This window comes from Cohnella cellulosilytica, assembly GCF_042431195.1.
Classification (GTDB): Bacteria; Bacillota; Bacilli; order Paenibacillales; family Paenibacillaceae; genus Cohnella; species Cohnella cellulosilytica.
Window position 1 is genome coordinate 155,637 of sequence record NZ_JBHMDN010000078.1, and the last position, 15,501, is coordinate 171,137.

7 protein-coding genes, 1 pseudogene and 3 CRISPR repeat arrays are annotated in these 15,501 nt (G+C 51.2%); of the genes and pseudogenes, 3 read left to right on the plus strand and 5 right to left on the minus strand.

Annotated elements, in window-relative coordinates:
- Positions 1-15 precede the first annotated feature (15 nt).
- Positions 16-2,019 (plus strand): glutaminase family protein, encoded by a 2,004-nt coding sequence (locus ACFFT4_RS32960; protein ID WP_378053711.1) that lies wholly within the window; start codon positions 16-18, stop codon positions 2,017-2,019.
- Positions 2,020-2,764: 745 nt separating this feature from the next.
- Positions 2,765-3,257: direct repeats of the CRISPR family, unit length 32 nt; unit sequence GTTTCAATCCACACTCCCGTATCGGGAGAGAC.
- A gap of 271 nt (positions 3,258-3,528) precedes the next feature.
- Here ACFFT4_RS32960 and ACFFT4_RS32965 read toward each other — a convergent pair.
- The 5 genes from ACFFT4_RS32965 to ACFFT4_RS32985 form a co-directional block, all read right to left on the minus strand.
- Positions 3,529-3,864: a Fic family protein gene (locus ACFFT4_RS32965; protein WP_378053812.1), complete on the minus strand. Its 336-nt coding sequence runs from the start codon at positions 3,862-3,864 to the stop codon at positions 3,529-3,531.
- A gap of 284 nt (positions 3,865-4,148) precedes the next feature.
- Positions 4,149-5,057, minus strand: coding sequence for a helix-turn-helix domain-containing protein (locus tag ACFFT4_RS32970; protein WP_378053713.1), 909 nt, complete (start codon positions 5,055-5,057; stop codon positions 4,149-4,151).
- Positions 5,058-5,083: 26 nt separating this feature from the next.
- Positions 5,084-5,923, minus strand: coding sequence for a Gfo/Idh/MocA family protein (locus ACFFT4_RS32975; RefSeq protein ID WP_378053715.1), 840 nt, complete (start codon positions 5,921-5,923; stop codon positions 5,084-5,086).
- Between the two features lie 17 nt (positions 5,924-5,940).
- Positions 5,941-7,002 carry a Gfo/Idh/MocA family protein gene (locus ACFFT4_RS32980; RefSeq protein ID WP_378053717.1) on the minus strand — a complete coding sequence of 354 codons (1,062 nt, stop codon included), beginning with the start codon at positions 7,000-7,002 and terminating at the stop codon, positions 5,941-5,943.
- A 320-nt stretch (positions 7,003-7,322) separates the two neighbouring features.
- A CRISPR array of direct repeats spans positions 7,323-9,134; the repeat unit is 32 nt; unit sequence GTTTCAATCCACGCTCCCGTATGGGGAGCGAC.
- A gap of 175 nt (positions 9,135-9,309) precedes the next feature.
- On the minus strand, positions 9,310-10,035 hold the full coding sequence (locus ACFFT4_RS32985) for a Fic family protein (RefSeq protein ID WP_378053719.1): 726 nt from the start codon (positions 10,033-10,035) through the stop codon (positions 9,310-9,312).
- 221 nt (positions 10,036-10,256) lie between these two features.
- Positions 10,257-11,471: direct repeats of the CRISPR family, unit length 32 nt; unit sequence GTTTCAATCCACGTTCCCGTACGGGGAACGAC.
- A 323-nt stretch (positions 11,472-11,794) separates the two neighbouring features.
- Here ACFFT4_RS32985 and ACFFT4_RS32995 point away from each other — a divergent pair.
- Both ACFFT4_RS32995 and cas3 read left to right on the plus strand, forming a co-directional pair.
- Positions 11,795-12,399, plus strand: a pseudogene (locus ACFFT4_RS32995) (AAA family ATPase).
- 870 nt (positions 12,400-13,269) lie between these two features.
- Positions 13,270-15,498, plus strand: coding sequence for a CRISPR-associated helicase Cas3' (gene cas3, locus ACFFT4_RS33000; protein WP_378053721.1), 2,229 nt, complete (start codon positions 13,270-13,272; stop codon positions 15,496-15,498).
- Positions 15,499-15,501 lie beyond the last annotated feature (3 nt).

Here is a 15,501-nt window from a genome sequence, read left to right on the forward strand (position 1 = left end):
CAAAGGAGAGGTTTTATGCAAACGTTCAGACCCCCGTCCGTCCCCCTGGTAACCGTTGATCCCTATTTTAGCGTCTGGTCCGCGGCCGATCGTCTGTACGACGATCATACCCGGCATTGGACGGGCAAGCGATGCGGAATGACGGGCTTGATTCGAATCGACGGCAAGACGAGAAGGTTTATGGGGAAAATGCGGACGGAAGAGGACGCGGACGATGCGGAGATCGAGCCATTTTCCCAGACGGGGCTGCACGTAGAACCGGTTACAACGCTGTACCGATTCGAAGGAGAGGGCATCGAGCTGGAGGTGCGATTCACGACGCCGCTGCTGCTTGACGATCTGGAGCTGCTGTCTCGTCCGGTCACGTACGTTTCCTTTCACGTTCGCGCCACGGACGGAAGGTCGCATGACGTTCGGCTGTACCTGGACGTTACCGGGGAATGGTGCGTCAACACGACGGATCAGCCGGTCGTCTGGTCGCGCCCGGAGATTTCCGGACTTGCCGCTATGCGGATGGGAACGGAGGAGCAGCAGGTGCTTCAGCGCGTCGGCGACGATACGAGAATCGACTGGGGCTATTGTTATCTGGCCGTCCCGGATGCGGGGGGCGTCGAAACCTTCGTGGGTTCGGTTCGGGCGCGTGAGAGATTTGCGGAGCTCGGCCGGCTGCCGGACGCGGACGACGAGCGGCAGCCGCGGCCTGTGGATCGGGATACGCCTGTGATGGCGGCGGTTCTGGATCTGGGTGCGGTCGGAGCGGACGCGGTCGAGCGGTTCGCGATGCTGGCCTATGACGACATCTGCTCCATCGAATATTTCGGTCGGCCGCTGGAGGCTTATTGGCGCAAGGACGGGACGCAGTTCGAGGACATGCTCGTTCAGGCCGCGGCTCAGTACGACGACGTTCAAGCCCGCTGCGGGAAGTTTAACGACGAGCTTGCGAGCGAGAGCGCTCGTGAAGGGGGAGACAGCTACAGGGAGCTGCTTGCGCTTGCCTACCGCCAGGCGATTGCGGCGCATAAGCTGGCCGTCGATCCGGATGACGGGCTGCTCTTCTTCTCCAAAGAAAACTTCAGCAACGGCTGTATTGCCACGGTCGATGTGAGCTATCCGTCGATTCCGCTGTTTCTGCGGTATAATCCCGAGCTGGTTAAAGGGATGATGCGGCCGATTTTCCGCTATGCGGACAGCAAGGAATGGCCGTATTCGTTCGCGCCGCATGACGCGGGCTGTTATCCGAAGGCGAACGGCCAAGTATACGGAGAAAATAAGCTGGAAAATCAGATGCCGATCGAGGAATGCGGCAACATGCTCGTGATGACGGCGGCGGTCTGTTTGTACGAGCGAGATCCGGCGTTTGCCGGACAGCATTGGAAGCTGCTGTCCCAGTGGGCGGAGTATTTGCTGAAGAATGGGCTTGATCCTGCGAACCAGCTTTGCACGGACGATTTTGCCGGACACTCGGCGCGCAACGCCAACCTGTCGGTTAAAGCGATTGTCGGCCTGGGCGCGTATGCCGTGCTATGCCGCATGTTAGGAAAGCCCGGAGCGGAGGAGTACGCTAAGGAAGCCGCGGCTATGGCAGCCCAATGGGTAGACATGGCGAGAGCGGCGGACGGCCATTTCAAGCGCACATTCGGCGACGCGGAGGCAACCTGGAGCATGAAGTACAATCTGGTCTGGGATCGGCTGCTCGGATTGTCGCTGTTCCCGCAGGAGGTAGTCGAACGGGAATGCGCCCTGTATCTGGACAAGGCCAACCAGTACGGCACCCCGCTGGACGACAGAGCCGATTATACGAAAGCGGATTGGCTCGTATGGTGCGCGTCCATGCTTCGCGAGACGGACGATTTCGAGCGGCTGATCCGCCCGCTGCGGAATTTTCTGCACGAATCGCCAAGCCGCGTACCCCTCACGGACTGGTACGACACGGTAACGGGCAAACAGGTGGGCTTCCAGAACCGTTCGGTCGTCGGCGGTCTGTTCATCCGGCTGCTGCAGCCGGTCTCGGCGTTCTGACTCCTTTATGTAGGTACAAAAAGCCGCACCGAACAATGATCGATGGAATGATGGAAGTCGCATCTATCTCCTTCCGCTGCTAGAGGCAGTTTCCGGGAGATAGATGCTTCTTCTTTTTTATCGATCATCTTGTACGCCTCTACTTATGGGATAGCTTCTTTGGGGCGGCTATGTGGTGTTTTGACACGTGATCTTATTCAAGCTTGCGTAGGGGAGCGGCAACCGAACCCGCGCTATCAGCTTGGAAGGCTGAAGTTTCAGTCCATGTCCCGTATGGGGCTATGCTTGACCCACATAACGACTCCAATTGATTGGGAATCAAACTTTTTATGGCATTCTATCTGCACATATTTGCACATATAAGTTTACGTCCTAGAAGAGACTCCCGCGAGGGGCGTTAGTCGGAAAATCGTACAACGCAGCTCGAGTCAGGCCCAAACGCTGGACATTGATCGGAATCGTACAACTTAACTCGATTCAGCCTCAAACTAACGACGGATATTTGTGTGGAAAATCATACAAAACAACTCAAATCAGGCCTAAAAGACAAACATTTGTGCGAAAAATCATACAAACTAACTCAAATTAGGTCTAAAAGACAAACATTTGTGTCAAAAATCATACAAAGTAACTTGATTCAGGCTCAACGACGGACTACGGATAATTGGAGCGACGACACATTTGCGACTATGCTTCGCGCCGGGTGTTTCAGTCCACGCTTCCGGTACATTGACGCCAATGAGAGGATTCAATCCACACTCCCGTACCGGGAGAGACTGCAGCAGGACAGACGTACCCCTAACAGCACCATGTTTCAATCCACACTCCCGTATCGGGAGAGACGGTTCGGTTGTCCCATATGTAAATGTACCACAAAGTTTCAATCCACACTCCCGTATCGGGAGAGACCGGAAATAGATGGTATAATAAGGGTAGCAACATTGGTTTCAATCCACACTCCCGTATCGGGAGAGACCCAGTTGTTTCGGTTGTTGCTTCCGTATTATCTGTTTCAATCCACACTCCCGTATCGGGAGAGACGGCATTTTACGGCCAGGTGTCGGAGGTCAATTTGTTTCAATCCACACTCCCGTATCGGGAGAGACATGCTGACACGGTGACAGCAGTTACCGATTCGATGTTTCAATCCACACTCCCGTATCGGGAGAGACCGCCCGTCACTTATTAGTGGCGAGCGTACGACACGTTTCAATCCACACTCCCGTATCGGGAGAGACAGCGAGCCTTTTCATCCCTTGCTGGATAAGGGATTTGGGGCTCTAAAGTGCGAATTAGGCATTTTTGAGGTGGAAAACGAAGTCCTAAAATGATCAAAAACCTCGAAAACCTTACGTAGTAAGCGGTGCGAAACCCCCGGGGAAATCATGTGAGCCTGGGGTTCGCACTTGATACCTTACAGCAAATTTAAGTACCAATCGAAATTTCCATCGACAATTGGTGTCACGAAATCTATAAACCTCGAAAAATCCTCTGTTAGGTGCGTTTAATTCAAAGCCGAGTAGTAGGTAAGCCGGTGTTCTTTTTCAATGACAATTGGAGGATATCCGTTTTCATGAGCTCGAAGTTAAGCAAAAGCCGGGCAGTTCGTCCATTGTCATCGACAAAAGGATGGATTTTTACGAATTCGCTATGAATGACCGCGGCTCTTGCAATTGGATGCAAGTTGGCACCCTCTTTTACAAGCCATTGTATAAAAAGTATCATTAATTCAGGGATCTGACTATAGTCGGGAGGCACATGTTTGAAGCCGCTGATTAGAACATTTGGCGTGTGATAGACTCCGGCTTGATCGTCGAGAATTCCTTTCAGGATCAGACTATGGATGCTGCTTTAAATCTGACATTCTGTCAAAGGATGGTTTTGCTTCATGATTTCCCTCCAAAACAACTTTAGTTTCGGACAGTGTTAGCGTATTGCCCTCAATGGCATTGGAGTTGTAGGTTCAATTAACGATCAAGTGCTCGCGGATAGTTTTTAATGATTTTATTTGATTGATATGAGCGCGCCGGAGCTGCGGTCTGCCTTCTCGGGCACGTTCTGCAGGAAACAATGTTCGAGCCGAGCGGTCTGATCGGCCCTTGCCTCATTTTCAAAGAAATGTGTTCCGATTACTCGTCATCCGTAGAATCCTGCGACCGCAAAGCGGCATAGTAGGAGGGCGGATGCTCCATAATGCGCGAAAACGCTTTGCTGAACGACTGCAGCGTTTCATATTGGAGCCTTTCGGCGATTTCCTTGATCGACATTCCCCCACGGTTAATAAGCTCGAGCGCTTTTTCCACCTTCTTGTGGTTGATGTAACGCTGCAGGGTCATCCCGGTCTTGTTCTTGAACGCATGCGACAGATACGTGTAGCTGTAGCCCAAGTCCTCTGCGATCGACTTGATGCTGCCGAGCTCCATAAGATGATTGTCGATGTAGCGCATGACCGAATAAACGGCGAAGCCGACGGCATGGGCGGTCTGACGGGGATGATAAGCGGGCGAACGCTCGCGGTCGTTGGCGAAGGCGCGGCACGAAAGAATGATAATCTCTTCGATATAATTGCGGATCAGCAGCTCGGAATGCGGTCTGCGCATGAAAAACTCGTCGATATTGCGGGAAAAAGGGGCCATGAGCGCATGGGCTCCTTTGGCATGATAATAAGGGGCGGACAGCAAGAAGGACCGGATGTCGGCAAAGCGCTCATCGGCCTCCTCGTTGAACGCGAATCCCATATAGACGTAACGCAGCGTGCTGGTCAGAGATGTGGCGATGGCATGCATATGCTCGGGCGCATTAAAGAAAATATCCCCTTCTTCGACGGAGATGCGCTCGTTGTCGACCGTGAAGAAGCCGCTCCCGGATACGATATAGCTCAGCTCAAGGCAAGTCTGTCTGTGCGCAGGGACCTCGTAGCCGCATTCGCACCAAATCTCACCAATCTGGAACAGGTCGATCCCGCCGAATCGCGGCTCTCCCTTGGCGAACACGTTATCGAAATGAAAATGCTTCCCCGCGCCGCGCCCCGTTTTCATCTGATCACGCCCACGTCTTATACGAATTAACCCCGCGGCAGCTCCACCCATTGATAGGGTGTCCGCGCCGCTTGCAGGCCGCACTCGATGATCGACATGATTGCGATCGTCTCCCGATAATCGAACGGCGGCTTGCCGGTTTGAAAAAATTGTACCATGTTCTTGATCAGTTCGGAGAAGAAATCCGATTCCGCCTGCAGCGAAACGCAGTCCTCGGCTTCGTAGCTCAGCGTCATGGCGAACGGGCTGTTGCGGTAATGGTGAATTTCCGCCTGCCTGCCGCCCGTGTAGCCGATCAGCAGCTCCGCACCGTTCTCGCTGCCGATGTACATCACCTTTTCCGCCTCGACGCCCATCAACGCCACGATCGGTTCGATCTGGTGGACGGCATAATTGCTGTATGCGCCGGGTCCGAAGCTGCAAATCCGCTTTAGCCCCTGACGGTTGACGGAGGCGTACTCTTTGGCGAAACGCAAGGCCGAGGAGGAAAATAACGGTGTACCGTGCCGCTCGGCCGTTTCGAAGAGCAACTGGGCGGTTCGGCGGTCCGGAGCGAACGTCTTGTCCACATAGGTCGGTTTGCCCGATTGCAGCGCCGGCATCGCAAGCTCCATGTGATGCTCGGGATGATCGGGGGACAGAACGACCAGATAATCGCTCGCGGCGACCACGTCGGCTATCGAGTCCAGCAGCTCGACGCCCTGCTGCCGAGACCAGCTTGCATTGTCAATGCCGTGAGGGGCGTCCGCTTTGCCGTATGCGTAACAAACCTGCATGTCGCCGGAGGTCGCCTGGCGAATCCATTCCGGATAGGTGTTTGCATGCCATTCGTCCAGGTAATAGTCGATAAAACCGATTTTTTTCACAGGTTTCGGCCTCCGCTCTAAGAGAGTGTGATTTCCGCGCGCTTGTCGGAAGAATCGTAGATTGCTTGAATGATCTGGGAAGAGAGGATCACAGTATCGATGTGAGAGGGCAGCTTCTCGCCTGTGCGGATGCATTCCAGGAAACGATTGATTTCGTTCTGGAACATATCGTCGGCCGGGACTTTCACGCTCGTTTCCAGCAGCATGCCGTCTCGGGCGCCGTAGAGCTTGAAATCGGCTCCGTACTGGAGGCGAATGCCCGCTTTATCCCCCAGAAAGTCGATGAACATCTCGTCCACGCCGATATTTTGCGCCCAGGCGCCATTCAGGGAAATAGACGGACCCTCGGTGCGGATCATGCCCGTCACAAAGTCGTCCACATCGTAGGTGCCCGAATTTTTCGGCGGTCCGGCCCACATATTCAGATAAGTGTAGTTCGGGATATCCTTGCCCAGCTTGCAGTAGGTTTGTCCCGACACTGTAAGCGGCTTCGGATCGCCCGCGCAGTACATGACGATATCGAGAAAATGAACGCCCCAATCGATCAGAGCGCCGCCGCCCGCGATGGCCTTGGTCGTAAAAGCGCCGCCGAGTCCCGGGATGGAGCGTTGGGCGCGGAAGCTGACGTAAACGTGGTAAAGCTCGCCGAGCTCGCCGTTTTCGATCAGTTCCTTGATCCGGTTGACGCTCGCGTTAAAGCGGTTGACGACGCCGATGTTCAGCGTCCGGCCGGTCTCGTGCTGAACCTTCTGCATTTCCAGCGCTTCGGCATAGGTCCTCGCGGCAGGCTTCTCGCACAGCACGTGTTTGCCCGCACGCATGCATTCGATTGAGATGGAGGCATGAAGATGATTCGGCGTGCAAATCGAGACGGCTTCCACCTCGGGATCGTTCAGAATGATGCGATAATCTTCAATCGCTTCGCCGCTGCCGTACTCGGCCGCCGCCTTCTCGGCTTTCTCCTTCACGATGTCGCAGAAGTATTTGATTCTTGCGTCGGGGTTGCCGGCATACGCTCGGATATGCGCGCTGCTGGCAATGGTGCCGCAGCCGATGACGGCAACTGTCGTATGGCTCATCTGTTATTCCTCCGTTTTGGGGTTGATACCGTTAATTGTATCTCCCCACGCCGGATAAACAACATGCGGATTCGTCTTTGCGGTTGTCCCAATTTGTCTTGTTTGGACGTTCGCGGACAATCGCTCATGGGGCGCGGTAGGTTTGGGGAGAGTGGGGCGGGCGGCAAAGGGCGGACGGTTCATTGGGGTAACTGGAGTGCGGCGATGGCTGGTCGAGGCGGGTCCATCGGCGTAACGGCCGGATGGCGGCGGATTCCCGGCGGTAACTTTCACTTAGGGGGAGCGACGAAGAAGGGCTTCACAAGGTGGCCATTGAACGTGTTTCAATCCACGTTCCTGTACGGGGAGCGACCTTCAAGCAAAAACGGGGGCTGGGCGAGTTCAAGTTTCAATCCACGCTCCCGTATGGGGAGCGACATTGTGCTCTGCCCACGCGCCAAGGCCGTACAGACGTTTCAATCCACGCTCCCGTATGGGGAGCGACGTCCCGATAAAGATAACCAGAACGTGACGGTCGGTTTCAATCCACGCTCCCGTATGGGGAGCGACACGAGTAAACGTGTAGCGATGATCCATATCAATCAGTTTCAATCCACGCTCCCGTATGGGGAGCGACCTGGTTACGGCTCATATCGCGAGGCATTTCGGAGTTTCAATCCACGCTCCCGTATGGGGAGCGACCTGCCCGAGATCCGTTCGGGGCAGCATCAACGCGGTTTCAATCCACGCTCCCGTATGGGGAGCGACTCGCGCTTTCATTCCTGCATGGATTGCAAGCGGCAGTTTCAATCCACGCTCCCGTATGGGGAGCGACCTGGAGGAACCAAATTCCCAAACGCCTGCGAATTCGGTTTCAATCCACGCTCCCGTATGGGGAGCGACGACGGCGTAAAACATGGCAGGAGAAAACACGAAGTTTCAATCCACGCTCCCGTATGGGGAGCGACGTCCGCCGTAGGCGACATTTATGCGCTGCAATACGTTTCAATCCACGCTCCCGTATGGGGAGCGACCCGATTCCGGGCGGCGATCGCATTACGCAATCGCTGTTTCAATCCACGCTCCCGTATGGGGAGCGACATGCCATCGTCTCCGGAAGAGATTTCCCGATGCTGTTTCAATCCACGCTCCCGTATGGGGAGCGACAATAGCTCGCGCCATCGACGCGAGCTTGCTGCAGTTTCAATCCACGCTCCCGTATGGGGAGCGACCCGGTGAGATCACGGACGCCTTTACCGTGGCCATGTTTCAATCCACGCTCCCGTATGGGGAGCGACTCAAAATAGCAGTTACCTCGTTTCTGGTCTGGAGTTTCAATCCACGCTCCCGTATGGGGAGCGACCGATGATCATTGCGAGTTTGCCGTAACGCTTCCGGTTTCAATCCACGCTCCCGTATGGGGAGCGACCGGCTCATGACAGTAGCCTCAATGGTGATCGGCGTTTCAATCCACGCTCCCGTATGGGGAGCGACCCCATGTCAGTTTACGTTTGCGTACTCGGAATAGGTTTCAATCCACGCTCCCGTATGGGGAGCGACCTCGTTCTGGTCCTTTTCCGGATTCGGGAAATAATGTTTCAATCCACGCTCCCGTATGGGGAGCGACATGCGGCGGTGCAGGGATTGGACAAGACGATCCGTTTCAATCCACGCTCCCGTATGGGGAGCGACGACTTCATTCAGTCGAAAAAGCTGTCCCGTCTTGTTTCAATCCACGCTCCCGTACGGGGAGCGACTATGAGGGTTATCCTAACTTATGTGTTATACCTAGTTTCAATCCACGCTCCCGTACGGGGAGCGACATTAAATGTTAGGGGAGGGTAAAACAATATGCCGTTTCAATCCACGCTCCCGTACGGGGAGCGACACCGGAATACGCTGCGTGATTGCCGCCATTTTGGTGTTTCAATCCACGCTCCCGTACGGGGAGCGACCCACGATCACATTACCGTGATCGGAGAACTTCGCGTTTCAATCCACGCTCCCGTACGGGGAGCGACATATATAGTACGCCGAGTAGTGATCGCTACCAAGTTTCAATCCACGCTCCCGTACGGGGAGCGACCGTTTTAATGCGTTATACGTAAAAATGGTTTCCGGTTTCAATCCACGCTCCCGTACGGGGAGCGACAGCGAGCCTTTTCATCCCTTGCTGGGTAAGGGATTTTGGGCTCTAAAGTGCGAATAAGGCATTTTTAAGGTGGGAAACGAGGTTCAAAAATGATCTAAAACCTCGAAGCCCTTATGTAGCAAGTGGTGCGAAACCCCCAGGGAAATCATGTGAGCCTAGGGTTCGCACTTTATATTTTACAGCAAATTTAAGTACCAATCGAATGTTTGATCGACAATTGGTATCACAAAGTTTATAAACTTCGAAAAATCTCCAGTTAGGTGTGTTTCATCCAAAGCCGAGTAGTAGGCAAGCCGGTGTTCTTTTTCAATGACAATTGGAGGATATCCGTTTTTCATGAGCTCGAAGTTAAGCAAAAGTCGGGCAGTTCGTCCATCGCCATCGACAAAAGGATGGATTTTTACGAACTCGCTATGAATAACTGCGGCTCTGGCAACTGGGTGCATGTTGGCACCCTCTTTTACAAGCCATTGTATAAAACGTGCCATGAATTCAGGAACCTGACTATAGTCGGGAGGCACGTGTTTGGCGCCGCTGATTAGAACATTTTGCGAACGATAGACTCCAGCTTGATCGTCGAGAATTCCTTTCAGGATCAGACTATGGATGCTTTTAATCTGCCATTCTGTCAGTGGATGGTTTTGCTTCACGATTTCTTCAACATATAAAATAGCTTCTCTGTGATTGAGCGCTTCAAGGTGTTCGGCTATCGTTTTGCCGCCAATTGTAATGCCCTCTAAAACAACTTTAGTTTCGGACAGGGTTAGCGTATTGCCTTCTATGGCATTGGAGTTGTAGGTCCAGTTAACGATCAAGTGCTCGCGGATAGTTTTTAATGTATGGGTAGGATAAGGTCTTTTGGCATCAAGCAATTGTTTTTTTCGGTCGATTGTATCGAACATTTCGTTTCACCTCACAATTTCTAAGAATCCAGTGCAGTAACCTTATTCGGGTGGCATTACTATAAGCTTTTCCAAGCAAGATAGGTTAATAAACTTTGGTATGTAGAAGCATTGAGGAGATGGGTTTTGAGCGGTTCAATTCGTCTGGACAAAATCCCGAGTAAGCTGATGATGCAATTGTAGGCGAACAATTCTTGCCAACGGATGTTCTCGATGATGCTGTTTCAATCCACGTTCCCGTACGGGGAACGACAATCGCGCATTCGGCGCGTATTGGGGGTAACCGTTTCAATCAACGTCCCCGTACGGGGGACGACGACTGCATATATGGCATATCGCAACGGAGGAGAGTTTCAATCCACGTCCCCGTACGGGGAACGATTAATTTTGTAATATTATGTCGAATTAAATCGACCGTTTCAATCCACGTTCCAGTACGGGGAACGACGGAAGCGCGATACGTACATCGCCCAGGACAGCGCGTTTCAATCCACGTCCCCGTACGGGGAACGACATATGGAGAACTGATCATGGATAAAAAGTACGGAGTTTCAATCCACGTCCCCGTACGGGGAACGACTACGGTACGCTGCACGGCGACCGCTGGTTTCATGTTTCAATCCACGTCCCCGTACGGGGAACGACCATCGGCGGTTATTTTCAGCGTGGCCGGAGCTGTAGTTTCAATCCACGTCCCCGTACGGGGAACGACTCCCGAATTTATCGGTTTGAATTGCATTGCCGTAGTTTCAATCCACGTCCCCGTACGGGGAACGACCTAATCCAGATACCATGCGTCGCACCCGATGCGGTTTCAATCCACGTCCCCGTACGGGGAACGACAAGAATAGTTACTTTTATCCGTGGACAGAAAAGGTTTCAATCCACGTCCCCGTACGGGGAACGACGTACGAGGTCGTGGATATTGGCATGAGGATGCTTGTTTCAATCCACGTCCCCGTACGGGGAACGACGACCACGGGTGGCCTGTTGTCGTACTTGAATAAGTTTCAATCCACGTCCCCGTACGGGGAACGACCTGCCATCGTCGCTCACGACAGCGACAGCACGCAGTTTCAATCCACGTCCCCGTACGGGGAACGACAATAGGAAAACATTTCTCGTCGTCGGATTGGATGGTTTCAATCCACGTCCCCGTACGGGGAACGACATGCTGACACGGTGACAGCAGTTACCGATTCGATGTTTCAATCCACGTCCCCGTACGGGGAACGACAACGAAGTTTCCGTTTTCGATTCCGTGGGATGTGGTTTCAATCCACGTCCCCGTACGGGGAACGACCGGCTAAAATCGCCATCTACTTCGACGATCCGCCAGTTTCAATCCACGTCCCCGTACGGGGAACGACGCCAAAGGGCCTTGACTTAGCTGCAGCGGATATGTTTCAATCCACGTCCCCGTACGGGGAACGACAGCGAGCAGTCTGAGCCCTTGTGGGACAAGGGATTTGAAGCCCGAAAGTGCGAGTTGTTACGCAGGCGGTGCAAAATCAGCATAAAGTTTTCATGAAAATCTGAAATCCCTTATGCCACAAGCGGTGCGAATCTCCCGAGGAAATCATGTGAGCCTGGGGTTCGCACCAGATATTTTCAGTATAGATCAGAGGGCACTATTCTCCAATACTTAAAAGGCAAGGTATACATCTTACTCGAACAATTAATCCCATTATTGGTATGCGATATGGCTTGGGGTATACTGGTTGTAATGAAAAAAGAGGCGGTGTGTAAGGTGAAACGGATGCCGATCGGGGTGGATGATTTTAAAGCCGTTCATGAGCGCAACTTGTACTATGTAGATAAGTCGATGCTTATTAAGGACATCCTCGATGACGGAGCAGAAGTGAATCTGATCGCACGTCCGCGAAGGTTCGGAAAAACACTGAACTTGTCCATGCTGCGTTACTTTTCGAGAAAACGGAAGAGGATCATGCCGCATTTTTTCAGGATCTGGAGATATGGCAGCAAGGAGAGCGATACCAGAAGGAACAGGGCAAGTACCCGGTAATTGTTTTAACGATGAAAAGCTTAAAGATGAACACGTGGCAAAACAACTATTCCAGAATCTGTACACTGTTGGCTACAGAAATAGAACGGCATTCGTACTTGTATGAAAAGGGCACCCTGTCCAGCTACGATAACTATGTAATCACTAAAATCCTGAACAGGACTGCGGATGAAGCGGAGTACGGGGGGAGTCTGGAGCTGCTATCGCGCTTGCTTCATGCTTATCACGGACAGGAAGTCATTATACTCATAGATGAATACGACACGCTGCTGAATGAGGCTTATATCAACGGGTTTTACGATGAGGCAATTAGGTGGAGTTATGAAGAGTGGCCCTAGAGTGAAATACTCTTGAGGGTCGCTCTTTGCTTTGGGTCGTGCTTATGTAGTGGGCGATTTCGTTTTCGTAAAGAAATCGACTCAGAACTTTGGGCAAGGGTTCTGGCAACCTGAGATGTTTCAATCCACGCTCCCGTACAGGGAGCGACGGCCCGGATCCACATCAGCAAGCTGGACGAGCAGTTTCAATCCACGCTCCCGTACAGGGAGCGACATCAGGAAACAATCGTTCACCGCATGGAATACCTGTTTCAATCCACGCTCCCGTACAGGGAGCGATAGCGCCTCCTAAAACCCATGCTGGACAAAGGATTTGGAGCTCAAAAGTGCGAATTGACATTTTTGAGACGGAAAAGCTGGCTCGAAAATTTCATAAAAACCCGAGAGCTCTTGTGCAGCAGGCGGTGCGAAGCCCCAGGAAAATCGTGTGTGTCTGAAATTCGCACCAAATTCGGCGTCTAACTTCTTAAGACATCTTAGGTATGATCTAAGAATATTAGGGGGGCCAGGGCCCCCAATGCGTAAACTACACAAATACTATGTTTCAATCCACGCTCCCGTACAGGGAGCGACTCGTTCGCCAAGCCGCAGCGCCAGCGACAACCAGGTTTCAATCCACGCTCCCGTAGGGGGGGAGGGCTTTCGTCAACACTACTATTTAATCATAGACAAAGAAAGATAACAACACGAGTATCCCTTAATTGGATTTCAGATACTTAAATGGAAATGAGTTGTTGACTACTGAATGATTAATGAGGTAAGCTTGTATTAACAAAATTTTCTATACAAATACTATGAATCTATATAAAGTCAATCTACTTTCCACACCCCAGATCAACAGACATCCTGATAACAAAGGAAGTGTCTGCAATGAAATACGCCCACTCCAAACGCGACCCACTAACGAAAAAAATACTCCCCAAAGAACAATGGCACGGACTCGATCCACATTGGGAAGGTACTGCAAATTTAGCAGGGAAGTTTGCTGGCTGTTTTAAGTGTGAAATACTTGGAGAAATTCTTGGTTATGTGCACGATTACGGGAAGAACTTACTTGACTTCCAGCGTAGACTCGAAGGCTCAAAACGCAAGGTAGACCATAAAACAATGGGAACTCTTGCAGTTTATCAGCATTATCCGCATCCATACGGTCTTATCTTGGCATATGCCATTTATGGGCATCATGGAGGGCTACCTGATCATATCTCACGTGGGGGCCATTCCGGCCTATATGATGTATTATCCAAAAACAAATTTAAGATTATCGATAATATACCTCCAATTTTTCCTGAGCTAATGGAGCATGAAATTCCTAAACGAGTACCTACGATAAATAGAGGAATGTCGCGATCTTTATGGATACGCATGCTGTACTCTGCCCTTGTTGATGCTGATTACTTGGATACTGAACGTTTTTTACGTCCGGAGAAAGCAGCTGCGAGACAAAGTTTTATGCCGTTAGAACAGTTAAGCGTGTTGTACCAAAAGAAGCTGGATAAACTTTTATCTTCATCATCTGATTCGGTAATGGCTCGAGCTCGAAGAAGAGTGCTGCAGAGTTGTCTGCGAAAAGCTCTCGGTCCAAAAGGCTTCTATGTGCTGCGTGCGCCTACTGGAAGCGGAAAAACCTACAGTTCTTTAGCCTTCGCTTTGGAGCATGCCAGGCATCACAACACCATTGAAAATTGTGTAAGGAGAGTAATAGTCGCACTACCTTTCACGAGCTTGATAGAACAAACGGTTGGAGTATATCAAGATGCGCTAGGTAAAGATAACTTGAATACGGTTTTGGAGTATCACAGTAATATCGTTATAGAGCCAGGAAATGAAGATGAGTTGGACCCCCGCTTGCTCGACAGCGAGAATTTTGATGCTGGTCTAATTGTTACCACCAACGTTCAGTTATTCGAGAGTCTGTTTGCCTCTAAACCTTCGCGTGCTCGCAAGCTACATCGGTTAGCGAACAGTGTCATTATCTTGGACGAAGCACAGGCTTTGCCAGAGCATCTTTTGCTGCCGACTTTGGCTGTGCTTCGCAGCTTAGTTGCTGATTATGGAGTTACGGTTTTGTTTTGTACGGCGACTCAACCTGCTTTTCAAGATTCCTGGTTGGATGGGATGCAGCCTATCGAAATTATTGAAGAACCAGGCCAACTGTATTCGGAACTGAAGAGAGTCAATACTACCTTCGTTGGCAGGAAAACAAATCTAGAATTAACCGAGTTAATTATTTCCAATGGGAATCGAGTTTTGTGTATCGTCAACACTAGGAAACAGGCACAACATTTATATAGCCTTCTTACAAAGTCAAAGCAAATCCAGAAGCTCGATGTCTATCATTTAAGTGCTTTAATGACTGCAGAGAATCGAATAGAGATGTTGCAAGAGATTAAATCAAAGGCAAAAGAAGATCCGTGTTATGTCATCGCTACAACTATTGTTGAAGCGGGAGTAGACATCGACTTTCCTGTCGTTATGCGGGAAATGACCGGAATAGAGAGCATCGCCCAAGCAGCCGGACGCTGCAATCGTGAGGGGTTGCTTGAAAAAGGAACCCTGTTTCTTTTCGAATCAGCCGATTACCCATCGTCACCTTATATGTGGTATTCAGGAAGAGCCAAGTTGGCCAAATTTATTCTAAGTCGCCATGTTGATCCTTTAACTCCAGAAGCGGTGGAAGAATATTTTCAGCGATTTTATTTTCAGGAAAAGAGTCAATTGGACAAGCATGGGGTCTTGCGTAATCTGAATGGTGCTGCGGATGAGTATTCGTTTCAGTTCCGTGAGATTGCCGAGCAGTATCAATTTATTAAAGAAGATACTGTTTCCGTTGTGATTCCTCACAACGCAGCTTGCCGAGAGTTACTTCAACAGGCCAATGCGTCCCGGTTTCCCGCTAGCTTCAACCGTAAATTGCAGCGTTACACAATTTCTTTATACTCGCAAGAATTAGAATACTTACGCAAAAAAGAAAGATTGGGAATAATTCGCGGTGTTATCTACTACTTGAAGGATTCGGAAGGAGGCTTCGAAGGGAATATTACCGATTTATACATTGATAGATTAGGCTTGAAAGTCTATGTAGAAGAGGAGGGTTAATTC